This window comes from Chitinophagaceae bacterium C216 (assembly GCA_028485475.2).
In the GTDB taxonomy this organism is placed as follows: domain Bacteria; phylum Bacteroidota; class Bacteroidia; order Chitinophagales; family Chitinophagaceae; genus Niabella; species Niabella composti.
Map to the genome: position 1 here is coordinate 1,602,005 of CP144143.1, position 24,366 is coordinate 1,626,370.

Annotated in this window: 18 protein-coding genes and 1 tRNA gene; 14 read left to right on the forward strand and 5 right to left on the reverse strand. The window is 41.7% G+C overall.

The annotated features are described in order from the left end of the window. Positions 1–9: 9 nt before the first annotated feature. From PIECOFPK_RS06680 to purL, 3 genes are all read right to left on the reverse strand, one after another. Positions 10–1,656 (reverse strand): CTP synthase, encoded by a 1,647-nt coding sequence (locus PIECOFPK_RS06680; protein WP_409966786.1) that lies wholly within the window; start codon positions 1,654–1,656, stop codon positions 10–12. A gap of 224 nt (positions 1,657–1,880) precedes the next feature. Continuing rightward, positions 1,881–2,675, reverse strand: a complete 795-nt coding sequence (proC, locus tag PIECOFPK_RS06685; RefSeq protein WP_409966787.1) for a pyrroline-5-carboxylate reductase — start codon at positions 2,673–2,675, stop codon at positions 1,881–1,883. 85 nt (positions 2,676–2,760) lie between these two features. Beyond that, positions 2,761–4,995 (reverse strand): phosphoribosylformylglycinamidine synthase subunit PurL, encoded by a 2,235-nt coding sequence (gene purL, locus PIECOFPK_RS06690; protein ID WP_409966788.1) that lies wholly within the window; start codon positions 4,993–4,995, stop codon positions 2,761–2,763. Between the two features lie 374 nt (positions 4,996–5,369). On the opposite strand from purL, the gene PIECOFPK_RS06695 reads away from it, so the two are divergent. Next, complete coding sequence (locus tag PIECOFPK_RS06695) at positions 5,370–7,559, forward strand: glutamine synthetase III (RefSeq protein ID WP_409966789.1); 2,190 nt, start codon at positions 5,370–5,372, stop codon at positions 7,557–7,559. A 66-nt stretch (positions 7,560–7,625) separates the two neighbouring features. Here PIECOFPK_RS06695 and PIECOFPK_RS06700 read toward each other — a convergent pair whose 3' ends face one another. After that, positions 7,626–8,831, reverse strand: coding sequence for an NAD(P)-dependent oxidoreductase (locus PIECOFPK_RS06700; RefSeq protein WP_409966790.1), 1,206 nt, complete (start codon positions 8,829–8,831; stop codon positions 7,626–7,628). Positions 8,832–9,006: 175 nt separating this feature from the next. Between PIECOFPK_RS06700 and PIECOFPK_RS06705 the strand changes: the two genes are divergently transcribed. The 13 genes from PIECOFPK_RS06705 (at position 9,007) to PIECOFPK_RS06765 (ending at position 23,852) form a co-directional block, all read left to right on the forward strand. Beyond that, positions 9,007–9,090, forward strand: a tRNA-Leu gene (locus PIECOFPK_RS06705). A gap of 195 nt (positions 9,091–9,285) precedes the next feature. Then, positions 9,286–9,489 (forward strand): hypothetical protein, encoded by a 204-nt coding sequence (locus PIECOFPK_RS06710; protein ID WP_330974460.1) that lies wholly within the window; start codon positions 9,286–9,288, stop codon positions 9,487–9,489. 196 nt (positions 9,490–9,685) lie between these two features. After that, positions 9,686–11,329, forward strand: coding sequence for a glycoside hydrolase family 28 protein (locus PIECOFPK_RS06715; RefSeq protein WP_330974459.1), 1,644 nt, complete (start codon positions 9,686–9,688; stop codon positions 11,327–11,329). A 32-nt stretch (positions 11,330–11,361) separates the two neighbouring features. Next, positions 11,362–13,269, forward strand: coding sequence for a DUF4350 domain-containing protein (locus PIECOFPK_RS06720; protein WP_330974458.1), 1,908 nt, complete (start codon positions 11,362–11,364; stop codon positions 13,267–13,269). A gap of 51 nt (positions 13,270–13,320) precedes the next feature. Beyond that, complete coding sequence (locus tag PIECOFPK_RS06725) at positions 13,321–14,154, forward strand: DUF4350 domain-containing protein (RefSeq protein WP_409966791.1); 834 nt, start codon at positions 13,321–13,323, stop codon at positions 14,152–14,154. Between the two features lie 13 nt (positions 14,155–14,167). After that, positions 14,168–15,610, forward strand: coding sequence for a tagaturonate reductase (locus tag PIECOFPK_RS06730; protein ID WP_330974456.1), 1,443 nt, complete (start codon positions 14,168–14,170; stop codon positions 15,608–15,610). A gap of 98 nt (positions 15,611–15,708) precedes the next feature. Beyond that, positions 15,709–17,352 carry a UxaA family hydrolase gene (locus PIECOFPK_RS06735; RefSeq protein ID WP_330974455.1) on the forward strand — a complete coding sequence of 548 codons (1,644 nt, stop codon included), beginning with the start codon at positions 15,709–15,711 and terminating at the stop codon, positions 17,350–17,352. A gap of 147 nt (positions 17,353–17,499) precedes the next feature. After that, entirely contained in the window at positions 17,500–18,915 is a 1,416-nt protein-coding gene (gene uxaC, locus PIECOFPK_RS06740) for a glucuronate isomerase (protein WP_330974454.1), read from the forward strand. 50 nt (positions 18,916–18,965) lie between these two features. Next, on the forward strand, positions 18,966–19,730 hold the full coding sequence (locus PIECOFPK_RS06745) for an SDR family oxidoreductase (protein WP_330974453.1): 765 nt from the start codon (positions 18,966–18,968) through the stop codon (positions 19,728–19,730). A 40-nt stretch (positions 19,731–19,770) separates the two neighbouring features. Next, positions 19,771–20,601 (forward strand): 5-dehydro-4-deoxy-D-glucuronate isomerase, encoded by an 831-nt coding sequence (gene kduI, locus PIECOFPK_RS06750; protein ID WP_409966792.1) that lies wholly within the window; start codon positions 19,771–19,773, stop codon positions 20,599–20,601. 42 nt (positions 20,602–20,643) lie between these two features. Next, positions 20,644–21,669, forward strand: a complete 1,026-nt coding sequence (locus PIECOFPK_RS06755; protein ID WP_330974451.1) for a sugar kinase — start codon at positions 20,644–20,646, stop codon at positions 21,667–21,669. 163 nt (positions 21,670–21,832) lie between these two features. Beyond that, entirely contained in the window at positions 21,833–22,495 is a 663-nt protein-coding gene (locus PIECOFPK_RS06760) for a bifunctional 4-hydroxy-2-oxoglutarate aldolase/2-dehydro-3-deoxy-phosphogluconate aldolase (RefSeq protein ID WP_330974450.1), read from the forward strand. Between the two features lie 4 nt (positions 22,496–22,499). Then, a complete protein-coding gene (locus PIECOFPK_RS06765; protein ID WP_330974449.1) occupies positions 22,500–23,852 on the forward strand; it encodes an MFS transporter in 1,353 nt (450 codons plus the stop codon). Positions 23,853–23,899: 47 nt separating this feature from the next. Here the strand turns inward: PIECOFPK_RS06765 and PIECOFPK_RS06770 are convergent, their stop codons facing one another. Beyond that, complete coding sequence (locus PIECOFPK_RS06770; protein WP_330974448.1) at positions 23,900–24,364, reverse strand: DUF983 domain-containing protein; 465 nt, start codon at positions 24,362–24,364, stop codon at positions 23,900–23,902. Positions 24,365–24,366: the final 2 nt, after the last annotated feature.

The window sequence follows — 24,366 nt, forward strand, 5'->3', positions numbered from 1 at the left end:
TGGGGTGAATTACATCTTAGCCATTTCATTTTGATTTTTGTGTGTTTTGCATGCTGCACTATACTTCATGGCAGCTTTCACAAAGTTCACAAAAATAGGCTGCGGGTTTTCAACTGTACTTTTCAGTTCGGGATGATATTGTACACCGATGAAGAAAGGATGCGTTGGCAGCTCTATAATCTCAACCAAGCCACTATCCGGATTTTTACCACTCGCTACCATACCGGCTTGCTCAAAACGTTCCAGATATTTATTGTTGAACTCCCAGCGGTGACGATGTCTTTCACTGATGGTGTCGGTACCGTAAATGGAGCTGGCCAAGCTATTGGGTTTAAGTACGCAGGTATAAGCCCCCAGTCGCATGGTACCGCCCTTTTCGGTAATCTTCTTTTGTTCTTCCATAAGGTCGATTACGGGTTCGGGCGTGTTTTCGTCCATTTCGGTAGAGTTGGCTTGTTTAATGCCTAATACATTTCTTGCAAATTCGATAGCCGCCATCTGCATCCCCAAGCAGATTCCAAAGAAGGGGAGTCCATGTTCACGTGCATACTTTACGGCAGTGATTTTTCCTTCTACACCTCTGATCCCAAAGCCGGGCGCCACCAATAAGCCATCCAGTTCCGACAATTTTTCGGCTACGTTTTCTTCGGTGATGTATTCGCTATGAATATTGACAATCTGTACTTGACATTCGTTCACGGCTCCTGCATGTACGAATGCTTCCAGAATAGATTTATAGGCATCTTGTAATTCCAAATATTTCCCTATAAGTCCTATGCGAACTACTGATTTGGGATATTTCAGTTTGTCTAGGAAGGTGTACCATTTTTCCAAATCCGGCTCTTTATATCCTGTGATGTTCATTTTTTTCAAACAAATGACATCCAGTTTTTCACGAAGCATTGCCAGTGGTACTTCGTAAATGGTGGATTGGTCGGCCGCTTCAATTACTGCTTCCTGTTTTACATTACAGAAGAGAGCGATTTTTCTTTTCAGTTCTGGTGTTAATGATTTTTCGGTGCGGCATACAATGATATCAGGACTTACACCTTCCTGGCTCAGCATTCTTACACTGTGTTGGGTAGGTTTGGTTTTCAGCTCTTTTGCCGCTTTCAGATAGGGGATATAGGTAAGGTGAATTACCACTGTATCTTCTTCGGGTAGTTCCCATTGTAATTGTCTGATGGACTCTACAAAGGGAAGACTTTCGATGTCACCGATGGTACCCCCAATTTCCGTAATCACAATATCATATTCGCCGGTATTGCCCAGCTCCATCATGCGGCGTTTGATTTCATTGGTGATATGAGGTACTACCTGAACGGTTTTCCCCAAGTAGGCACCTTGCCTTTCTTTGTTGATAACAGTTTGATAAATACGACCTGTAGTAACGTTGTTGGCCTGAGAAGTGTAAATGTTCAGAAAGCGTTCGTAGTGCCCCAAGTCAAGGTCGGTTTCGGCACCATCTTCGGTAACAAAGCATTCTCCATGTTCATAAGGATTGAGTGTGCCGGGATCGATGTTGATGTAAGGGTCGAATTTCTGAATCGTCACCCTGAAGCCTCGTGCTTGCAATAGCTTAGCCAGTGATGCAGCAATAATACCTTTTCCCAATGATGATGTTACACCGCCGGTAACAAAAATATATTTGGACATACCCGAAAAAATTTTTTATACTAAGATTTCAGATTTATACGAATTAAATCAATCCCATCCCAATAACTTAATCTTAATCCAAACGGAAAAATAAAATGACCGGCAGAAATAATCCTGAGAAAGGAAATTTGTGTGGTCATGCAAAGATATGCATTATTGGGATAATGGGGTGAGTGGTTTTGCACTTTTTATCCGCACCTGCCTTGCGCTGTTAAGCGCAAGTGCTAATCTTTTGCGATTTTCTTATAGCTGGTAATGATTCCCCGTATTAGGGATGAGCTGAATCCTCTGTGTTCCATTTCGTTCAGCCCTACAATAGTGCAGCCTTTAGGCGTAGTTACTTTATCGATTTCCTGTTCCGGATGGCTATGATGTGTGAGCAGGAGTTCAGCTGCTCCTTTTACAGTTTGAGAAGCAATGAGGCTTGCGGTTTTGGCATCAAATCCAATTTCAATACCACCTTGAATATTGGCGCGCACATAACGAAGGGCGAACGCAGTACCGCAGGCGCCCAGCACGGTTGCCGCATCCATGAGCTTATCATCGATAACGGCTACTTTACCTACAGTGCTAAACATTTTTGTTACCAATTGCACCTGTTTGTCTGTAGCATTTTCATAACTGATGCAGGTCATGCTTTCTCTGATGGCAATGGCTGTATTAGGCATTGCACGAAATACAGGCAATGCTATTGAGGCCATATTTTTCAGGTCGTCTAAAGTTACTCCCGTAATTACCGATATAAGAATATGTTTTTTGGTCAATACAGGCACAATTTCTTTCATCACATTTTCTATCTGGTAAGGTTTTACCGCCAGAATAATTACTTCACTGGAAGCAACAGCCTGAACGTTATCGCTTGTAATATGAACAGTCTTGGGTAGTTCGCCTTTAAGCGTCGCAACATTTCTTTTGGTAATCGTAATGTCTGCAGCATCGCAGAAAGCGCTTTGAATAAGGCCCTGCGCTATGGCAGTTCCTAAATTACCTCCACCTATTATAGCTATTTTTTTTGCCACGGGAATGCGTTTTAAGCTTTATACTTAAATGAACAACATGAAAAGCCTGCCAGCATCTCATTAGGAATGTAAAATGCCGATTGTTTTATAAGCTACTCAGGGCATCTGCAGCAGTTTCCTTGCTCAAATATTTTTCAATGGCTGTATCGTAAATGTTCTGCCATGTTGTAATCTGTCCCCAGTTTTCGCCATCTACCAGTAAGTCCCCAGCGGTTACTGTACCTAGTTGTGCAAACGGTACATCGGTGGGGAGTGCTGCTTCAAAAGCTTTTATTTTATCAGCTGCCACACTTACCACCACTCTGCTTTGCGCTTCTCCAAACAGGAATGCATCTTTACGAAGATTGCTGTTGCTTTTAATATCGAAGCCGAGAGCACGATGGAAACCACTCTCGCAGAGTGTTACAAACAAGCCGCCTTCGCTCACGTCGTGCGCCGAACGAATTAATCCTTCGCTAATCAATTTCAGCACGGCTTGTTGAAGCACATATTCTTCATCCAAATTGAAGTAAGGTGCCGGAGACTTTTTCACTCCGTGAATATGATATAGATACTCCGATGAATTGATATCGTCTTTTTGCGCACCGAGAATATAAATTACATCGCCTTCTTGTTTGAAGTCGAGGGTCATCTTTTTATTGATATCTTCCAGCAGCCCTACCATTCCGATGGTGGGGGTAGGATTTACCGGTCCTTCGGGATTTTGATTATAGAAGCTTACATTACCTCCGGTTACCGGTGTATCAAATTTGCGGCAGGCATCTCCCATGCCTTTAATAGCGTGTACAAATTGATAATATACTTCAGGGTCGTAAGGATTGCCGAAGTTGAGACAGTTGGTAACACCCAGTGGCTGGCCGCCACTGCATACGATATTTCTGGCAGCTTCGCTCACTGCTATTAAAGCACCTTTATACGGGTCGGCATATACATAGCGGCTGTTGCAGTCGGTTGTTACTGCCAGTCCTTTTTGAGTGCCTTTCACCAGTACTACAGCTGCATCTGAAGGTTCATTTGTGGATGTGTTTACAGTGCCTACCATGCTGTCGTACTGATCATAAATCCATCTTTTGGATGCGATAGAAGGCAGCGCAATGATTTTTTCTGCAACTGCTTTCAAGTCTGCAGGTTGTGGAACAGTGGAGGCATCGAAAGCAGCTATCTCTTTGAGATAAGCGGGTTCTTTGTATTCACGTTCATACTGAGGAGCACCACCGCCCAATACTAGCTCTTGTGCAGGTATGGATGCTTCAAGTACTCCGTTCATGTAAAAGTTAAGAATACCGTCGTTAGTGACGTGGCCTATAACGGCGCAAGGTAGATCCCATTTTTCAAAAATGGCTTCAATTTCTTTTTCTCTACCTTTTTCTGCTACCAGCAACATGCGCTCTTGGCTTTCACTAAGGAGCAGTTCCCATGCTTTCATATTTTTTTGACGGGTAGGTACTTTCTCTAAATCTATTTTCATACCTACACCACCTTTGGCACTCATTTCGGCTGTAGAGCAAATAATACCGGCAGCTCCCATGTCCTGCATACCTACTACGGCACCGGTTTTTATTACTTCCAAACAAGCTTCCAGTAGTTTTTTTTCTTGGAAGGGGTCTCCCACTTGTACGGCAGGTAGTTCTTGCACACTTTCGGAAGTAATATCTGCCGAAGCAAAGGAAGCTCCACCGATCCCGTCTTTTCCGGTAGCGCTACCCACAAACATTACAGGGTTGCCTTCGCCTTTGGCAGTGGCCGAAACGGTTTCGCCTGTTTTTACAATACCTACACTCATGGCATTTACCAGAGGGTTGGTATGATAGCATTCGTCAAAATATATTTCCCCTGCAACGGTGGGTACACCAAAGCAGTTGCCGTAATGACCAATACCGTGCACTACTCCGGCAAGCAGGTGCTGTGTTTTAGCTTCTTCGAGTTTTCCGAAACGTAGGGAGTTTAAGGCCGCAATGGGTCTGGCTCCCATGGTAAAAATATCGCGGTGAATACCCCCTACGCCTGTAGCAGCTCCTTGAAAGGGCTCCAGTGCAGAAGGGTGGTTGTGTGATTCAATTTTAAAAACCACTCCAAGACCATCGCCGATATCCATCAGTCCCGCATTTTCCTCGCCTGCTGCTACCAACATTTTACCGCCTTCACGCGGGAGTGTTTTTAACCACTTAATGGAGTTTTTATAACTACAGTGCTCACTCCACATGGCGGAGAAGGCACACAATTCGTTGAAATTAGGGGTGCGACCCAATTTTTGTTTGATTAACTCAAATTCTTCTGCTGTTAGTCTTAACTGTTCGGCGGTTTTTACTGTTACTTCCATCTTAATTTATAGGTATAGATCACATTCCTGATTGCGATATCGCGATAGGTCTGTAGGTTTTGCGTTTAAAAAGCGCAAACTTACATGAAATTTTTCATCCCTAACATTGTACTACAGAAAGCCATGGAATAAATATTATCAAATGCAGATGGAATAGGAGATGGGTAGGGTGTGCATCTGATAGCTCAATTGGTGTGGGTGGAGAGTTTGTAAAATTTCAGATGTATTTATAATAAATTTAATATTTAATTTTTATAGAAATTTGACTAAAAATCCACAAGTTTTTCAAAATTTTTGATGAAAAAAATAAATTTGTATTGTTGTTTTTAGGTGTAATCTTATATTTGCACACAAATTAAATAAACTTACACACAATGTCTTTAAGAATTTCTGCACTTAACAGCATTCCTACTACAAAAGAGCAGCCAGGGAAAATTACGCCCAAGATTACTGCAGTATTTGGTTCGCATGTTTTCAGCCTTAAAACTGCCAGAGAATATTTAAGCGACGAGGCATACAAAAGTTTAGTAGCCTCCATCAAAGCTGGGCAAAAGATTGACCGCAGCATGGCTAATCAGATAGCCAATGGTATGCGCGCCTGGGCTGAAAGTAAAGGAGTTACACACTACACTCACTGGTTTCAACCATTAACAGGAACTACTGCCGAGAAACATGACTCTTTTTTCACGTTGAAAAGCGACGGTACTCCAATCGAGGAGTTTGACGGCGCTGCGCTGATTCAACAGGAGCCTGATGCATCTTCTTTCCCTAATGGTGGTCTGCGTGCCACTTTTGAGGCTAGAGGTTATACAGCATGGGATCCTTCTTCTCCTCCCTTTATCATTGAGATCGGTCACGGACGTACACTTTGTATTCCTACCATCTTCATTTCTTACACCGGAGAATCATTAGACTACAAAGCTCCGTTGTTAAAATCAATCGATGCTTTGAATAAAGCAGCCGTTGATGTTTGTCACTACTTCGATAAAAATGTTACTCGCGTTACACCTACTTTAGGTTGGGAGCAAGAGTATTTTGTTGTAGACGAAGGTTTATACAGAGCAAGACCTGACCTAGTTATGTGCGGTCGTACATTATATGGTCACAACTCTGCTAAAAACCAACAGCTGGAAGACCACTACTTCGGTTCTATTCCTGAAAGAGTATATGCTTTCATGCGCGACTTTGAGCATGAGTGTTATAAACTAGGTATTCCGTTGAGAACCCGCCACAATGAGGTGGCTCCTGCTCAATTTGAGTGCGCTCCTATATTTGAAGAAGTAAACTTGGCGGTGGACCACAACACACTGTTGATGGATGTTATGAGCCGCACCGCTTTGAGACATGGTTTGCGCGTATTGCTTCACGAAAAACCTTTTGCAGGTATTAACGGAAGCGGTAAGCACAATAACTGGAGTATGGCTGCCGATACCGGTGTGAACCTGCTGTCTCCAGGTAAAACACCTAAAACCAACTTGATGTTCCTTACTTTCTTTGTGAACGTCATCAAAGCGGTTCATGATTATGCTGATATTTTAAGAGCTTCTATCGCTTCAGCTTCTAACGATCACAGATTGGGTGCTAACGAAGCGCCTCCAGCTATCATCTCCGTGTTCATTGGTGAATACCTGACTAAGGTATTGAACGATGTAAAACAAAGAGTAACCGATAATATGGATGAGCAAGATGAAACCATGCTGAAGCTCGATATCCATAAAAATATTCCAGATCTATTACTCGATAACACAGACCGTAACCGTACATCGCCTTTCGCGTTTACCGGTAATAAATTTGAGTTAAGAGCCGTTGGTTCTTCTGCTAACTGTGCAAGCCCCATGACGGTACTGAACACTATCGTGGCGCAAACTTTGAAAAACTTCAAGGCTGATGTAGATGCCTTAATCGAAAAAGGTGAGAAGAAAGAAATCGCTATCATGCAGGTGATCAATGAATACATCATCGGTAGCGAGAAAATTCTTTTCGAAGGCGATGGTTACAGCGAAGAGTGGGAAAAAGAAGCTGAAAAAAGAGGGTTGCCCAATCTGAAAACAACTCCGTTGGCCTTGGATGCTATGGTGAGCGAGAAAAATGTGAAACTGTTTGTAGAAAACGGAGTGTACACTCCTTCTGAAATCCATGCAAGACACGAGATCGAACTTGAAAAATACATTAAAAAAATTCAGATTGAGGGAAGAATTATGGGCGAAATGGCAACCAGTATGATACTGCCTCCGGCCATTCGTTACCAAAACCTTCTAGCTAAAAATATCAAAGGATTAAAAGAAGCAGGTTTGACAGAAGAAGCTTACGCTAATCAAAAACAAATCCTTGATAAAATATCTGAACACATAAATAAAGCAAGCGATCTGGTAGAACAAATGATCGAAGCGCGTAAAAAATGTAACGCAATAGAAGATACACGTGAAAAAGCTATTGCTTACGAGCGCGAAGTAAAAGCCGCTTTCTTTGATAAAATCCGCTACCATGCCGATAAGCTTGAGCTGCTGGTGGATGACAAAGAGTGGTATCTGCCTAAATATCGTGAGCTCTTGTTCTTGCGTTAATAATCTGACAACATTTGAATGTTGAACGTTTTATAAACCGTCTGCTTTGTGCAGGCGGTTTTTATTTTAAGACTCCTCTGCATAGTCCTGCAGATAGGTAAAATAAGGGCCCAACTGTCCATTGACAGCGATAGTGGCTCTTTGAAGGGTAGGACTTGGAGAAGCTTTTAGTAAATCGTCTAAGATGTACTTAATCAGTTGCTCCCCGAAGTAGCGGCTGGCATCACGAGGTAATTCATTAGGCAGATTACCTACGGCCATTATATCGATGCTACCCGGCTGATAAGGCGGCGTCTTCTCTAAGGTAGTGCGACTGATACCATACACCGGATCTTCGATGGTTTGACTGCAGATATTGATGGGAACGGATCCATAAGGGTCGTCAGACACATCTGCGATAGTTTGTATGATAAAATCATCGCGCTGAATATCCGACGGACTGAACAGCGGAGGGATGCCTTCTTCCCAGTATACGCCATTCAATAAGACATCGGTTTGCGAAGCGTAAGGTAAAAATCGGCACAAATAATTTTGCGGATCTTTATGAAAGTCTTCTCGTGAATATTTTCCAGTAATCTCATGTTCATAAAGGGAGCTGCCTTTGAGTTGCGTATACACGGGATAGGAAAATCTTCTTACCAAGTAGTCCTCTGGCTCTACTTCGTGAATGCCCATGAGGTTCATTACTTCCACTAGCCCGTGTGCTACACGGCCGCTACCGGTAACTACTACTTTAATGTTGGGTAGCCTTAGTCCGAAATAAGTATGTATCAGCTCTTTAAAATTGCGCTGTTTGTATACACGCTCCAGATGAAATAAACCGGTTCTTTTCCCGTAGGCCATAATGCCGTTGTGAGCTCCTACAATACCGGCAAAGAAACCAAAACCGATGATCCGCTGCCCATCTTCGTGTTCCAGGCATTCGTAATCAACTAGCGTAATATTTTTTTTCAGGATGGTTTGTAGCAGTTTCCTGTTATGCGGTTGCTTTTTCTTGGTATGAGAAAAAAATAGGTAGGTTTTGTTTTCGATAAGACTGTCCACCGGCACTTCTTTAATCCCCAGTAAAATATCGCATTGCTGCATATCGTCAGTAATAATCGCTCCAGCACGTGCATATTCTTCGTCCTTAAAACATCTGATTTCGGAGGGCTGAACAAAAAAGGCAATATTGTTGCGATTGTTAAGCAGCCATTTACACTGATCTGGAGTAAGTGCTACGCGATTGTCCTGGGGTACTTTTTCTTCTTTTATCAGTCCTATTTTAATCATGTATCTTTGAATAAAATTTATAGTTAAAGAATGAAGCAGGTATTGAATAAAATATGGAAGTGGTTAGTCGCTTTTCTGATACCCAAAAGAAGTTGCTGTAAATAAAGCTATATAAATAATGCGGAAATCCATTGTTTTTTAACGATAAATTTCCGTAATATTGCACCCCGTTTTAGCCCAGATGGCGGAACTGGTAGACGCGCTAGACTCAAAATCTGGTTCTCGCAAGGGAGTGCAGGTTCGATTCCTGTTCTGGGCACTTGGGAAAGCATATTTTAAAAGACCCATCTAGTGGGTCTTTTTTTTTTAAATTGTTTTATCCTTATTAGTAAATCATTATAGCATATCGTCTTAATGAAAGCGATTATCCGAAAAGACTTGCATTGTATAATAATATTTAGCTATTTTTCTTGAAAAGCCTTAATTTCATTTTTTTAATCAAAAAAGTATAATCATGGCAGATGTAACTCTTACTGCTTATAACGTAAAAACAAAGGAAAAAAATGTTCCTATTCAGGACGCAGTAATATCCCGCACTGCTAAAGGCGGCTATATAGCTAAAGGACACGATGGTAAGGGCAATAAGCTGACTGCGTTACTGGGCGAGGAAAAAGCATTAGCGGCTATCAAGGCCGGAATTGCCAAACAAGACTGGTAATAGAGACTCTTAATAATTTATTTGATAGAACCTCGCTCAGGCGGGGTTTTTTGTTGCGCAATGTACTTTTTTATCATACGGATGCACTTTATTATTATCCTCTCATTAATGGAAACGTTTGCGTAAATAAAGTAGCGCTTAATCCTTCTAAAACTAAAGATTCTATTATACCTTGTACGCAATAATTGTTTTGCCGATGTATCGAAAAATAGTTTTCTTATTATTGCTTGCTTGCAGCATTAAGTATAGTTTAGGCCAGGATGGCTGGCGCTTGCCTAAGGTGACAGAGCCTATATTTAAAAATGTACAGTATCCCATTACCAAGTATGGTGCCATTCCTGATGGGCATACCCTTAATACTCAAGCTATACAAAAAGCCATAGACGAATGTCATGCTAAGGGTGGCGGAATCGTGAGAGTGCCACAAGGATTGTGGTTGACGGGTCCTATTGTATTAAAAAGCAATGTAAATCTGCACTTGGAAACGGGAGCTACTTTGTTATTTACAAAGGATAAAGATCAATATCCTTTGGTAAAAGGTAATTGGGAGGGGATGCCGCAGATGAGAAATCAGTCTCCTATTTCAGCTGAAAATGCTAGTAACATTGGTATTACGGGAAATGGTATTATAGATGGAAATGGTGATGCCTGGCGCCTTGTTAAAAAAGAAAAGTTGACAGCAAGCCAGTGGAAAAAGCTGGTGGCTTCGGGGGGTGTGGTAAAGAACGGCAATTTATGGATGCCTTCGGAGAGCTTTGCTCGTGGATACGAGATGAAAGACCCGGGTAGACTTAGTCCCGAAAAGGATGTGGCTTTCTATCAGTCTATAAAAGATTTTTTACGTCCCAACCTGGTAGTATTTACTAAGTGCGATAAAATTCTGTTGGAAGGTGTTACTTTCCAGAATTCTGCAGCTTGGTGTTTACACCCCCTTATGAGTACAAATATCGTGGTACGTAACATTTTTGTTAAAAATCCCTGGTATGCACAAAATGGCGATGGCATTGATTTGGAAAGCTGTTCCAATGTGCTGATTGAAAATAGTGTTTTTGATGTAGGAGATGATGCGCTGTGTATGAAGAGTGGGCGTGATGCTGATGGACGTGCACGCGCTATGCCTACTCAGAATGTAATTATCAAAGGGTGTACGGTATATGCCTCACACGGGGGATTTGTGGTAGGTAGCGAAATGAGCGGGGGCGTTAAGAATGTGTACGTCAGCAATTGTACTTTTATTGGAAGTGATATTGGCCTGCGTTTTAAAACAACTCGTGGTAGGGGTGGTGTAGTGGAAAATATCTTTATTAAGGATATATATATGAAAGATATTCCTGGAGAAGCCATTTTGTTCGATATGTATTATATGGCCCGCGATCCCATCCCGTTGGAAGGAGAGAAACGCGAGTTGCCTAAAGTAGAGATGCTTCCGGTTGATGAAACCACTCCGCAATTTCAAAACATACATATTAGTAATGTGTATTGCAATGGAGCGAAAAAAGCCATTTTCATACGCGGTATACCCGAGATGCACGTTAAGAATATTCTGATTGAAAACTCCGTTCTTCAGTCAGAACAAGGCGTGGATATTCAGGAAGCCAGCGGAATTAAGTTGAAGAATGTAAGTGTGTATGCTACAAAAGCGGATGTGGTAGTGGATATTGTAAATAGTGATGATGTACAGATTAGTGGGTTGAAGTATGCAGATGGAGCCTCCGTACTATTGCGAGCTGCAGGAGATCGCACTAAGAACATTCGGATTGAGAAAACAGATTATACCCGTGTTAAGGAAAAAGTAATAACTGAGTTGGGTACACCATCTGCCGCAGTACAATTACATTAAGTTATCATCTATTAAACGAAGCATTGTAAGATATGAAGCGTCTGATTTATTTAGTGTTTTTATTAATCTCCTTGAATGGGAGCGCTCAAGAATTGCCTTATTCGCAACAACTGGCGCTGACAGCCATGCATATCTGGCCCGATTCGTTTAGTGTAGTACCGGGTCGTCCTGCGCGATGGAGCTACGATCAAGGAGTAATATTAAAAGGTATTGAGGGTATCTGGTTGGCGACAGGCGACGCAAAATGGTTTCGTTACATACAGCACAGCATGGATCATTATGTGCGTGAAGATGGTTCTATTAAAGATTACAATCCTGAGCATTATAATATTGATCATATCAATAATGGCAAGCTGTTACTTACCTTGTATAGGGTAACGGGGAAAGAAAAATATAAAAAAGCGGTGCAGTTATTACGTAAACAGTTGTTGACACATCCGCGAACTAATGAAGGCGGTTTTTGGCATAAAAAGATATATCCTTTTCAGATGTGGCTGGACGGGCTTTATATGGGACAGCCGTTTTATGCCGAATATGCCCAGGTATTTGGGGAGGATACTATTTTCAACGATGTGGCTCGTCAGTTTGTGTTGATGGAAAAACATAGTCGCGACGATAAAACCGGCTTGTTGTATCATGGTTATGATGAATCACGTCAGCAACGATGGGCTGATAAAGTAACGGGGCGTTCTCCTCATTTCTGGGGACGGGCGCTCGGATGGTTTGGTATGGCAATGGTGGATGTGCTCGATTATTTCCCGATGGAACATCCCGGACGTAAGCAAATCATCGATATTCTAAACCGCTTTGCAACAGCTGTAGTGAAAGTGCAAGACGCTCATACCGGAATGTGGTACGATATAGTGGATTTGCCTCATCGCGCACCTAATTATTTAGAGTCCTCTGCTACGGCAATGCTAGCTTATACATTGGCTAAAGCCTCTCGTAAAGGATATATTGCAGAAAGTTATAGAGCTCATGCCCAAAAAGCTTTTGAAGGACTTGTAAAGTACAAGCTTTCTAAAAGTGCTGATGGCTTTACAAATCTCGAAGGCACCGTGAGTGTCTCAGGATTAGGAGGTAATCCATATCGCGATGGCAGCTTTGAATATTATATGAGCGAAAAAGTGGTGCAAAACGATCCTAAGGGGATGGGAGCGTTCATACTTGCTGCTAATGAAATTGAAATGATTCCTAATCTTTCCCAAGGAAAGGGAAAAACTATATTGCTGGATAATTTTTTTAATAACGAATGGAAGGCCGGGCCGTCAGGAAAACCTGAGCCTTGGCACTATATCTGGGAAGAGCGTGGTAATAATGGCTACTTTTTTTGGGGCAGCATTTTTGAACAACACGGAGCTGCTATCAGTACTCTCAAAGCAGCTCCTAGTGCTGCCAATCTCAAGAAAGCTGCTGTGTACATTATTGTAGATCCTGACACTGATAGGGAAACAGCGCATCCTAATTATATGACTCGGGCCTATGCAACGATAATTGCGAATTGGGTAAAGGCTGGCGGGGTGTTGGTAGTGATGGGAAATAACTCCGTTAATGCCGAACAAGAAAAAATCAACTTGCTACTTCAGAAATTCGGTATTCGCTTCAAGGGGGATGATCAGTTAATGGTGAAAGGGAACAACTACGACGAAGGTAAAGTGGATATTGATGCAAATCATCCTATATTCAAAACCGCTCGAAATGTATTCCTCAAGGAGGTGACTTCATTACAAATTACGCCTCCTGCAAAGTCTATTTTGCGGACCAAGGATTTTGATATAATGGCCTCTGCGAAATATGGTAAAGGAACTGTGTTTGTGGTGGGCGACCCTTGGATCTATAACGAATATGTAGATGGTAGAAAACTACCCTCAAAATATGAGAATTACGCTGCAGCTAAGGATTTGGTAAAATGGTTGCTAAGTAACACAAGGAGGATGTGATAATACCAGAAGTTGGAAGTTGCTGGCTATCTTAGCACAAAAAAGTTTGATATGAAAAAGATTCTTATTGCATCGCAGTTATTTTGTTTGATAGTGTTAGTGACCGCATGTGGTGGATCATCTTCTACCAATGACACAGCAAATGTTGATAACACTACGGAAGGAGCAGTAACCGTATTGCTGGACAACTTCTTCAATAATGAGTATATGGAAGAAAATGGTCAGCAAGTAAAATGGCATTATCTGTGGGGCGATACCAGTATGGGTGGCTATTCGGAACTGGGAGCCTTGTTTGAAAAAGAAGGTGCTAGACTTGCAACACTTACCGAAGGTCCTACAGCAGATAATTTGAAACAAGCCTCCATCTACATTATCGTGGATCCGGATGATGAAAAGGAAACTGCAGTACCCAATTTTATTGATGAGACATATGCTGCTGCTATTGCAGACTGGGTGTATAATGGGGGCGTATTGGTAATGCTAGCTAATGACTCGTCTAATTGCGAATTGGATAGATTTAATATCCTGGCGCAAAAATTCGGAATTACGTTTAATAAAGATAATCGATTGGTAGTGCAGGATCCTCATTTCGAGCAGGGAGAAATAAAAATAGAAGCGGGTCATCCCATATTTAAAACTGCCAAAAATGTATATATCAAAGGTATTTGTTCTGTAACTGCTACAGATTCGGCACACGTTGTATTAAAAACAGATGATTTTGATGTAATGGCTGTAGCCACATATGGAAAAGGAACTGTATTTGCGCTGGGCGATCCCTGGTTGTATAACGAATATATTGGTCATCGCAGATTACCCGAATATTTTGAAAATGATAAAGCGGCAGTGGATTGGGTAAAATGGTTGATCGAGAGAGCGAGGAAATAGTTTTTATCAAAATATGAGACCGTTAAATAAGACAACTGTACAAAAGCCGCAGTATCCTACTAAAGTATTGCAATTTGGAAGTGGGAATTTTCTCCGTGCTTTTGTAGACTGGATGATAGATAAGGCAAATGACGAAGGATTATTGAATCATGGTATAGCAATAGTACAGGCTACTCCCGGTAGTGTTAAGTCCAAAGAGGTTTTTGAAAAACAGGACTGTTTATATCATGTATATCTGGAAGGTATAAAAGATAAGCAGCCCATTAAGGAGGTGTCATTAATTAAGTCCATAACGGATATTGTGAATCCTTACACCGACTATAAAAAATATGAGGAGCTGTTTCTTCGTGATGAGTTGGAAATAATTGTTTCCAATACTACAGAGGCTGGAATTCGTTATGAAGAAGGGGATGATTTAAATGCTGCGCCACCCAAATCTTTTCCGGCGCAGATTACAGCGTTGTTGTATAAAAGATATCAAAAGTTTAATGGAGCAAGACATAAAGGATTAAGTATTCTTTGTTGTGAACTAATTGAGGATAATGGATCTACTTTGCGTGAATATGTTATTCGACATGCTCAGGATAATAATCTAGGCTCCGACTTTATAGAATGGGTAGCGAACGCTAATTATTTTTATGATACACTCGTGGATCGTATTGTCCCCGGATTTCCGAAAGCAAATATTGAGGAAATAAAGGCGGAAATTGGTTTTGATGATAATCTTCTGGTAAAGGGTGAATACTTTCACGTTTGGGCCATTGGAGGTGACAGTAGCATAAGACAAAAGCTGCCCTTGGATCAAATAGGATTGAATGTATTATTTATGGATGATATCCGTCCTTTCCGATCCAAAAAGGTACGAGTGTTAAATGGTGCGCATACTGCAATGGTTCCTGTAGGCCTGCAAATGGGCGTGGAAACAGTAAAGGAGGCATTTGATAATACACTGGTCGAACAGTTTATCAAGCGTATGGTAGAGGAGGAGGTGCTGCCGGCTATTGGTGAGGATTTGGAAGAGTTGAGAGCTTTTGCAGATAAAATTCTCGAACGTTTTTACAATCCTTACTTGAAGCATTATCTAAAGGATATTGCATTAAACTCTTTATCAAAATGGGAAACCCGTAATTGGCCTACGATAGTAGACAACTATACCAAGCGTGGCAAAATAGCCAGCTTTACCGCATTTTCATTTGCGGCGTTATTGGTAATGTATAGTGGTAAATCAGAAATAGCTTTTGAGCCAAGAGATGTACAGGATGCGGTATCGCTAATACAATCAACTTTCGATTGTAACAATATTAGCGGGTGGGTAAGCAAAATCCTTCAGGATGCATCCATCTGGCGAGAAAAGCTAAATACCATACCCGGATTTGAAGAAGAAGTGACTAGGGGGGTTGAAGCTATTTTGAACAATGGAATGAAACAGGCACTGAGTCAATGGCTACAAGATTAAAAAGAAGATATTGTAGTTCGAGGAGTTGAATTTATTAAACAAAAAACAAACAAAGCGATTTCTCATTATTTCAGGAGAATATGGATAAAATCGCAATTATGGCTGAGTTAGTATTAAAAGTGCATCCGAACGATAATGTGATTGTTGCACTTAAAGATTTGCAGAAAGGACAAACCATTACATACAATGGTGAAGCGTATGTATTGCAGGATGATGTAAAGGCGAAGCACAAATTTTTTACGACAGATCTGCAGCCAGGGGATGAAATTATTATGTACGGAGTTCTGGTAGGTAAGGCGCAATATTTTATTCCCAGAGGAGCTGTGATGACTACGGAGAATACCAAGCATGCCGCAGAACCTTATAAATATCGCCCTTACCAATATCAGTGGACACCCCCGGATGTATCCAAATTCAAAAACCGAACATTTAATGGATATCATCGTAAAGATGGTAGGGTGGGCACTGCTAACTATTGGCTATTTATGCCCACCGTATTTTGTGAAAACCGCAATCTCGACGTTATTAAGGAAGCGTTGCATAACGAACTGGGGTATGCGGTATCGGATAAATATAAACGCTATACACATCAGCTGGTAGAAGCTTATAAAAAAGGTGAAAATATTGCGGAGTTGGATTTAAGTCCTGCTCATACTACCTCTCCCAATGAAAGAGTATTTAAAAACATTGATGGTATTAAGTTCTTAAACCATCAGGGAGGTTGTGGCGGTACTCGTCAGGATGCTACTATCTTGGGTAAGCTACTGGCTGCTTATGCTGATCACCCTAATGTAGCCGGTGTAACAATTCTGAGTTTGGGTTGTCAGAATTTGCAAACAAGTCAGTTGTTGGAAGAGATTAAATTGCGTAATCCTTCATTCGATAAACCGTTGTTGGTGTACGAACAGCAGCAATCTCAAAGTGAAGAGCAGCTGATAAGTGATGCGATAAAAGATACATTTGTTCATTTAATAGAGGCAAATAAAATAGAACGCCAACCGGCACCACTATCGGCCTTGACTGTGGGCGTAAAATGTGGCGGCAGCGATGGTTTTAGCGGTATCAGTGCCAATCCGGCCGTAGGTTATACAAGCGACTTGCTTGTAGCGCTAGGTGCTAAGGTATTGCTTGCTGAGTTTCCGGAATTATGTGGAGCCGAGCAACAATTGATTGACAGAACAATTGATGAAGAGAAAGCGAAGAAGTTTATTCACCTGATGAGTGCCTATAACCGTCAGGCCGAAGCTGTTGGTTCGGGTTTCCACATGAATCCCTCTCCCGGAAACATAAAAGATGGGTTGATTACCGATGCTATTAAAAGTGCAGGTGCCGCCAAAAAAGGTGGCACTTCTCCAGTAGTAGATGTATTGGATTATACAGAACCTGCCACTAAGCCCGGATTAAATTTAGTATGCACTCCCGGTAATGATGTGGAAGCAACCACAGGAAAAGCAGCTGCAGGAGCTACCTTGATATTGTTTACCACCGGATTGGGCACCCCTACAGGGAATCCCGTATGTCCTACTATAAAAATTGCCACTAATAATGTGCTTACAAAGCGCATGAGTGACATTATCGATATCAATTGTGGTCCTGTAGTAGAAGGAGAGAAAACAATCGAAGAGATGGGTGAAGATATTTTGGAGTTTTGTATCAAAGTAGCTAGTGGAGAAGTGATCCCTAAGGCGGTGCTTTTAAATCAAGACGATTTTATACCCTGGAAGCGCGGTGTGAGCTTATAATTTTTTTACTTCAAACGTTTGAATACAGAATATTTAAAAATCTAACCGATATTGTAAGGGTTTCTTGCTTACTTTTCCTGGGTAATCGGTTGCTTGTAGGGTATTTCAGCGGAACGAGACAACTCCCAAAAACAGAAATACAATAACATGGCTAAAAAATTTTTAGACGAAAACTTTTTACTTGAAACGCAAACTGCGCAAACATTGTATCATGAGTTTGCAAAGCAAATGCCTATAATTGATTATCACTGTCATCTTCCTCCTGATCAAATAGCCGAGGATAAGCAGTTCGACAATCTCACACAGATATGGTTATACGGCGACCATTATAAATGGCGCGCGATGCGTACTAACGGTGTGGATGAGAGTTATTGTACCGGTAATAAAAGCGATTATGAGAAGTTTGTAAAGTGGGCTGAAACCGTGCCGTATACCATGCGCAACCCGCTGTATCACTGGACGCATCTGGAACTACAGCGTTATTTTGATGTGTACGATTTGCTGGATGGTGATTCAGCGAAAAAGATATATGACGAGTGTTCAGCCAAGCTACGCACTAAAGAGTACAGTGTACGAAATCTGCTGCGTAAAATGAATGTGCGAATGGTGTGTACCACAGACGATCCTGTAGATACGCTGGAGCATCATAAAAAGATAAAAGAAGATGGGTTTGAAATTCCGGTGTTACCGGCATGGAGACCCGATGCGGCCATGAATGTATCTAATGCTGCCAATTTTGTGGCTTATGTAAAAAAATTGGAAGCAGCAGCTGATGTACATATCGTTTTCTTCAACGATTTTCTGAACGCTTTAAGAAAGCGTCATGACTTCTTCGCAGAGATGGGTTGTACGGTATCAGACCACGGGTTAGAACAAATATATGCTGAGGAGTATACAGAGCACGAAATAAGTGCCATCTTTGATAAAGTATATGCAGGACATGATCTGAACTTGGAAGAGCAAAATAAATTCCGCTCAGCAATGCTAGTATACTTTGCCGAGTGGGATCATGAGAAAGGATGGGTACAACAATACCACTTGGGCGCCATTCGCAACAATAATCTCAAGGCGCTGCGTGTGCTAGGGCCTGATACCGGTTGGGACTCTATTGGAGACTTTCCGCAAGCTGTTGCGTTATCAAAATTTTTAGGACGACTTATCAATACTGATAAACTTACCAAAACCATCCTGTACAATCTCAATCCCGCGGATAATGCGCTGATGGCTACTATGATTGGTAACTTTAATGATGGTTCGGCTCCAGGTAAAATTCAGTGGGGATCGGGTTGGTGGTTCTTAGATCAGAAGGATGGCATGACGCAACAACTGAATACTTTGTCTAATATGGGGTTGTTGAGTCGTTTTATTGGAATGCTTACGGATTCGCGTAGTTTTCTTTCTTTCCCGCGGCATGAGTATTTCAGACGTATTTTATGTAACTTGTTCGGCCATGATGTGGAGAACGGAGAGCTTCCGGAAAATATAGCATGGATTGGCAAAATTGTGCAGGATATATGTTTCAATAATGCCAACGAGTATTTCAATTTTAACTTGAAGAAATAATACAGGGATTGCGTGTTTGTCAACCTTCCCGATATTATTGTTAGACGATTATGAGTACAAATCTTTTTGATCTTACTGGCAAAACGGCAATTGTTACTGGAGGTAACAAAGGAATTGGGTTTGGAATGGCTTTAGGACTTGCGCAGGCCGGGGCGGACATTATCGTTGCTTCTAGGACTGTGGAGGCAGGCTCTGAAATCGAAAAGGCTGTGACCGCCCTGGGGCGCAATTTCCAATTTTATAAAATGGATGCGGCAGACAGAAATAGTGTTTATGCATTTATTAAGGCAGTATTGCATGATCACAAGCGCATTGATATTCTGGTAAACAATGCTGGAACCATCATGCGCAAACCTGTAGCGGAGCATCCTGATGACTGGTGGGATAATGTGCTGGCCATTAATTTAGATACTCCTTTTATACTGGCCCGAGAAATAGGCAAACATATGTTGGAGCAGGGTGGGGGTAAAATTATCTTCACTTGTTCTCTGCTGTCATTTCAGGGAGGCATTACGGTGCCCGGATATGCCGCCAGTAAGGGTGCTCTTGCCAGTGTGGTAAAAGCCATGTCTAATGAATGGGCCTCCAAAGGCGTGAATGTAAATGGTATTGCTCCTGGCTATATTGCTACAGACAATACCGAGGCTTTGCGGAACGATCCAGATCGTAGTCAGTCTATTCTAAGCCGCATTCCTGCCGGAAGATGGGGAACTCCAGAAGATTTTGCTGGACCCGCTGTGTTTCTGGCATCAAAAGCTAGTGATTATGTGAATGGTGAGATACTGGTAGTGGATGGCGGATGGATGGGCCGATAACCATTCTATTTATGAAATTTGAACTAAAATGAAGCAATAAATGGAGATTCGATTTGCTAATAGCCCTGCAGAAACCAGACAAATGACAACAGCCGAGCTGCGTAAAAATTTTCTGGTACAGGATCTGATGAAGGCTGACAAGCTTACGCTTGTATACACACATTACGACAGAGTCATCATCGGTGGAGTAAAGCCGGTGAGTAAAACTGTTCCATTAAAGAATGAAGAGGAATTAAAGGCCGATTTCTTTTTACAGCGTCGCGAGCTGGGAATCATCAACGTAGGAGGTAAAGGGATAGTTACGGTGGATGGAGTAAAATATGAGTTGGACAAATTGGAGTGCCTTTACGTGGGGCGGGGTAGTAAAAAGGTTAGCTTTGCAAGCTCCGGAAAAAAGAACCCGGCATTATTTTATATGTTGTCTACTCCTGCACATAAGGAGTATCCTACAATAAAATATACCAAAGAGCAGGCTGCTCCGGTATCATTAGGAGATATTAGTACTTCCAATAAAAGAACGATTTATAAATATATTCACGAAGATGGTATCCAAAGCTGTCAGTTGGTAATGGGACTGACTGTATTGGAAGCGGGTAGTGTGTGGAATTCTGTTCCTCCACATACGCATACAAGAAGAATGGAAGTATATTTTTATTTTGATATACCCGATGGTCAACGATTGTTCCATATGATGGGAGAACCGCAGGAAACCCGCCATCTAATAATGGCGAACAATGAAGCTGTGATTTCTCCTCCTTGGAGTGTGCATTTTGGTTGTGGCACCTCTAATTATGGATTTATCTGGGGTATGGCGGGTGAGAATAAACAATTTACCGATATGGACGGTACCCCTGTAGATACATTACTGTAGTTTTTAATAACAATTTAAAATACCAATATTCAATATACACATATGTCAAAGAAGGTAGTAACTCTTGGAGAAATTATGTTGCGTTTGTCAACGCCCGGTTATCAGCGTTTTGTACAGGCTGAGTCTTTTGACGTTACCTATGGTGGCGGCGAAGCCAACGTAGCTGTTGCATTGTGCAATTACGGATTAAACGGTGTTTTTGTTTCAAAAGTTCCCGATAACGCTATAGGTCAGTCAGCAATCAATCATCTTCGTCGTTATGGGGTGGATACGCGTTTCATAGCTCGCGGTGGTAGCAGATTAGGAATTTATTTTCTAGAAACAGGAGCTTCCATGAGAGCTTCTCAGGTAATTTATGACAGAGCTGGAGCTGCAATTGCAGATGCTGATCCGAGCGAATTCGACTGGGATGCTATTCTGGATGGCGCCGATTGGTTTCACACCACAGGTATTACACCTGCTTTAAGTGATAAGGCTGCAGCTTTAACCGAAGCTGCTTTGAAAGCGGCTAAAGCCAAAGGTATTACTACCAGTATTGACCTGAATTACAGAAAAAAGTTGTGGAGCAAGGAGAAAGCTCAGGCAGTAATGACAGAGCTTTGTAAATATGTTGATGTATGTATAGGTAATGAGGAAGATGCTGAAACTACATTGGGTTTTAAAGCTAAGAATACAGACATCACTAAAGGGGAACTGAGTCTCGAAGGATATAAGGATGTAATCCGACAGATGAAGGAAAAATTCGGATTTAAATACATCGCATCTTCTTTGCGTGAAAGCTATAGTGCTAGCGATAATGGCTGGAGTGCACTGGTGAGTGATGGTAATGAGTTTTATCATACTCGAAAATATAACGTGCGTATTGTGGACAGGGTAGGAAGTGGAGACAGCTTTGCAAGTGGACTGATTTATGGTTTGATTACCGGTATGAGCATGGCTGATGCTGCCGAGTTTGGTGTAGCTGCTTCGGCATTAAAGCATACTATTCCCGGCGACCTGAATCATGCTACATTAAGTGAAGTGCAAACTCTTATGAAGGGAGATGCCAGTGGAAGAGTTCAGCGCTAGATTTACACTCGCTGCTTGCTATCTGAAGATAATTGAGCAATTTATCATTGTAAAATACAATCGATTTTAAGATAAAAGCATGTCCGGACGCCCTCCGGCATGTTTTTACTTTTGGAGAATACGGTTGCTAATTAGCACAAGACTGTAAAAATAACGACTTAATATGGCTACAATACGACAAGCAATTGATGCTATTATAGAGCAAGGTATATTACCGCTATATTTCAATGCCGATGAAACTGTTAGCTTGGAAATTTTGCGGGCAGTGTACAAAGCAGGAGTAAAAGCAATTGAATACACGAACAGAGGTGAAGCTGCGTTGAAGAACTTTACAAAAATGGTAGAGGTGCGTAATGCAGAAATGCCTGGATTATTGTTGGGTATCGGCACTGTAAAAACATTAGATCAGGTAAAGCAATATCTGGCAGTAGGAGCCGATTTTCTTGTAAGTCCGGGTTATGTAGCGGACATTGCAGAGTATGCTGTTTCCAACGATATTCTGTATGCCCCCGGATGTATGACTCCTACAGAAATTATGACAGCAGAGGCTGCAGGAATCAAACTCATTAAATTATTCCCTGGTGATACACTAGGTCCTAAATATCTGTCTGCTATAAAACCGGTGTTTCCTAATCTTCTATTTATGCCTACAGGAGGCGTAGATACAACAAAAGAAAATATCGAAGGATGGTTTAAGGCTGGAGTATGCGCAGTGGGGATGGGTAGTAAGCTCATCAGTAAGGAACTAATGGCTGCAAAAGACTATGCAACCATTGCATCCAAGACCAGAGAAGTATTGACAATTATTCAATCTGTAAATAAATAACGATATGCAAGCTATAGGAAAATATCGCTGGACTATTTGTGGTCTTTTATTCTTTGCGACGACGGTAAACTATCTGGACCGCCAGGTGTTGAGTCTGCTGGCTCCCGAGCTTACTGATAAGTTCGGTTGGACCAATACTGATTATGGTAATATTACTGCCGTTTTTCAGTTCGTTTATGCACTATCCATGCTCTTTGTAGGCCGTATTATAGATAAAATGGGAACCAAAGCGGGCTATACTTGGGCCATTATAATCTGGTCATTGGGAGCAATATTGCATGCCTTGGCAGTACAAATAGGTGAGGGCCTTCATTTATTGGGTTTTACAGCTGTTTCGGCTTCAGTAATTGGATTTATGATAGCTCGCGCTGTACTAGGTTTTGGTGAAGCCGGCAACTTCCCTGCTGCTATTAAAGCCACTGCTGAATATTTTCCTAAGAAAGAACGCTCTTTTGCCACCGGAATTTTTAATTCTGGGGCGAATGTTGGGGCTATTTTGGCTCCGTTAACTGTACCGTTTATTGCCGCGAAATGGGGTTGGGAAATGGCCTTCATAGTAATAGGTGCCATTGGCTTCCTTTGGATTATTTTCTGGTTTATTTACTATGATAAACCTGAAAAACAAAAACGCCTTTCGGCTGCGGAATTGGCTTATATAAGAAGCGATGATGACGAAAAGGCCGAACAAACTACCGAAGAGGATACCTCCTCCAAGGTAAAATGGTTCAAACTACTGGGCTATAACCAAACCTGGGCTTTTACTATAGGCAAATTCCTGACTGATGGCGTATGGTGGTTCTTCTTATTCTGGTTGCCTAAATATCTCGATGTGCAGTATGGTCTTACCGGAACTCAGATCGCGCTGCCTTTGTTTGTGCTGTACAGTCTGACCATGTTTGGAAGCATTGGTGGAGGCTGGTTCCCTATGTATTTCATCAAAAAAGGATATGCAGCGTATGATGGTCGTATGAAAGCGATGTTGATGATTGCTGTGATTCCGTTGGTCGTATTGCTGGCACAGCCTTTAGGTTCTTATACTTATTGGTTGCCGGTATTGCTCATCGGTATAGGAGCTTCTGCGCACCAAGCTTGGAGTGCCAATATCTTTACTACAGTATCTGATATGTTTCCGAAAAAGGCTGTTGCCTCTGTAGTAGGTATAGGGGGCATGGCCGGAGGTCTTGGCGGAGTGATTGTTTCAAAAGTGGGTGGAGCTCTTTTTGATCACTTTGATAAATTAGGACATATTGAAACAGGCTATACGATTATGTTTGCTTTCTGTGCCTTAGCTTATCTGCTAGCTTGGATTATTATGAAATCGTTAGTGCCGAAATATAAACCTATTACCGATTTATAATACAAGAAGAAAGAGGCGCTCACGAAGCGCCTCTTTTATTTTGCAAATTACCAGTTATTCGCTTGGTCTTTGTTTAATCTTTCTGAGAAATCTGGAGGTTGATTTTCTCGCCAATTGGGGTCATATTTTACAAACCACGAAAGCCATAAGCTTCTAGCCAGTCGCATCAACCACGGCTGCAGTACGATTAATAAAATAGAATTGAAGAGAAGCCAGTACACAAATCGGTTATCATGTAATGAAAAACCAATGAATATCCACCATGCAATTGCAGTGGCAACACTTATAGCAACGGATATTGCATAACTTACATAGCCGGTGCCGTAAAAAAAGCCCACTTCTATTTCTGTCGGTTGACCACATACAGGACAGCTTTTATTCATTTTCATAAAACCACTGAGTTTGTGCAGCTTTAAAGGCTTTTCGAATAAACGTCCTTCGCGGCAACGCGGGCAATAACATCCCATCATTGCACTCAAATAACTTCGTTTTGCTTGTTGAGTATCGTCCATGA

Coding starts and splice junctions, on each gene's coding strand:
- PIECOFPK_RS06680 (WP_409966786.1), bottom strand. CDS start 1,656: ATGTCCAAATATATTTTTGTTACCGGCGGTGTAACATCATCATTGGGA.
- PIECOFPK_RS06720 (WP_330974458.1), top strand. CDS start 11,362: ATGAAGCGTCTGATTTATTTAGTGTTTTTATTAATCTCCTTGAATGGG.
- PIECOFPK_RS06725 (WP_409966791.1), top strand. CDS start 13,321: ATGAAAAAGATTCTTATTGCATCGCAGTTATTTTGTTTGATAGTGTTA.
- kduI (WP_409966792.1), top strand. CDS start 19,771: ATGGAGATTCGATTTGCTAATAGCCCTGCAGAAACCAGACAAATGACA.
- PIECOFPK_RS06755 (WP_330974451.1), top strand. CDS start 20,644: ATGTCAAAGAAGGTAGTAACTCTTGGAGAAATTATGTTGCGTTTGTCA.
- PIECOFPK_RS06710 (WP_330974460.1), top strand. CDS start 9,286: ATGGCAGATGTAACTCTTACTGCTTATAACGTAAAAACAAAGGAAAAA.
- PIECOFPK_RS06715 (WP_330974459.1), top strand. CDS start 9,686: ATGTATCGAAAAATAGTTTTCTTATTATTGCTTGCTTGCAGCATTAAG.
- PIECOFPK_RS06735 (WP_330974455.1), top strand. CDS start 15,709: ATGGCTGAGTTAGTATTAAAAGTGCATCCGAACGATAATGTGATTGTT.
- uxaC (WP_330974454.1), top strand. CDS start 17,500: ATGGCTAAAAAATTTTTAGACGAAAACTTTTTACTTGAAACGCAAACT.
- PIECOFPK_RS06745 (WP_330974453.1), top strand. CDS start 18,966: ATGAGTACAAATCTTTTTGATCTTACTGGCAAAACGGCAATTGTTACT.
- PIECOFPK_RS06760 (WP_330974450.1), top strand. CDS start 21,833: ATGGCTACAATACGACAAGCAATTGATGCTATTATAGAGCAAGGTATA.
- PIECOFPK_RS06695 (WP_409966789.1), top strand. CDS start 5,370: ATGTCTTTAAGAATTTCTGCACTTAACAGCATTCCTACTACAAAAGAG.
- PIECOFPK_RS06770 (WP_330974448.1), bottom strand. CDS start 24,364: ATGGACGATACTCAACAAGCAAAACGAAGTTATTTGAGTGCAATGATG.
- PIECOFPK_RS06730 (WP_330974456.1), top strand. CDS start 14,168: ATGAGACCGTTAAATAAGACAACTGTACAAAAGCCGCAGTATCCTACT.
- PIECOFPK_RS06700 (WP_409966790.1), bottom strand. CDS start 8,831: ATGATTAAAATAGGACTGATAAAAGAAGAAAAAGTACCCCAGGACAAT.
- purL (WP_409966788.1), bottom strand. CDS start 4,995: ATGGAAGTAACAGTAAAAACCGCCGAACAGTTAAGACTAACAGCAGAA.
- PIECOFPK_RS06765 (WP_330974449.1), top strand. CDS start 22,500: ATGCAAGCTATAGGAAAATATCGCTGGACTATTTGTGGTCTTTTATTC.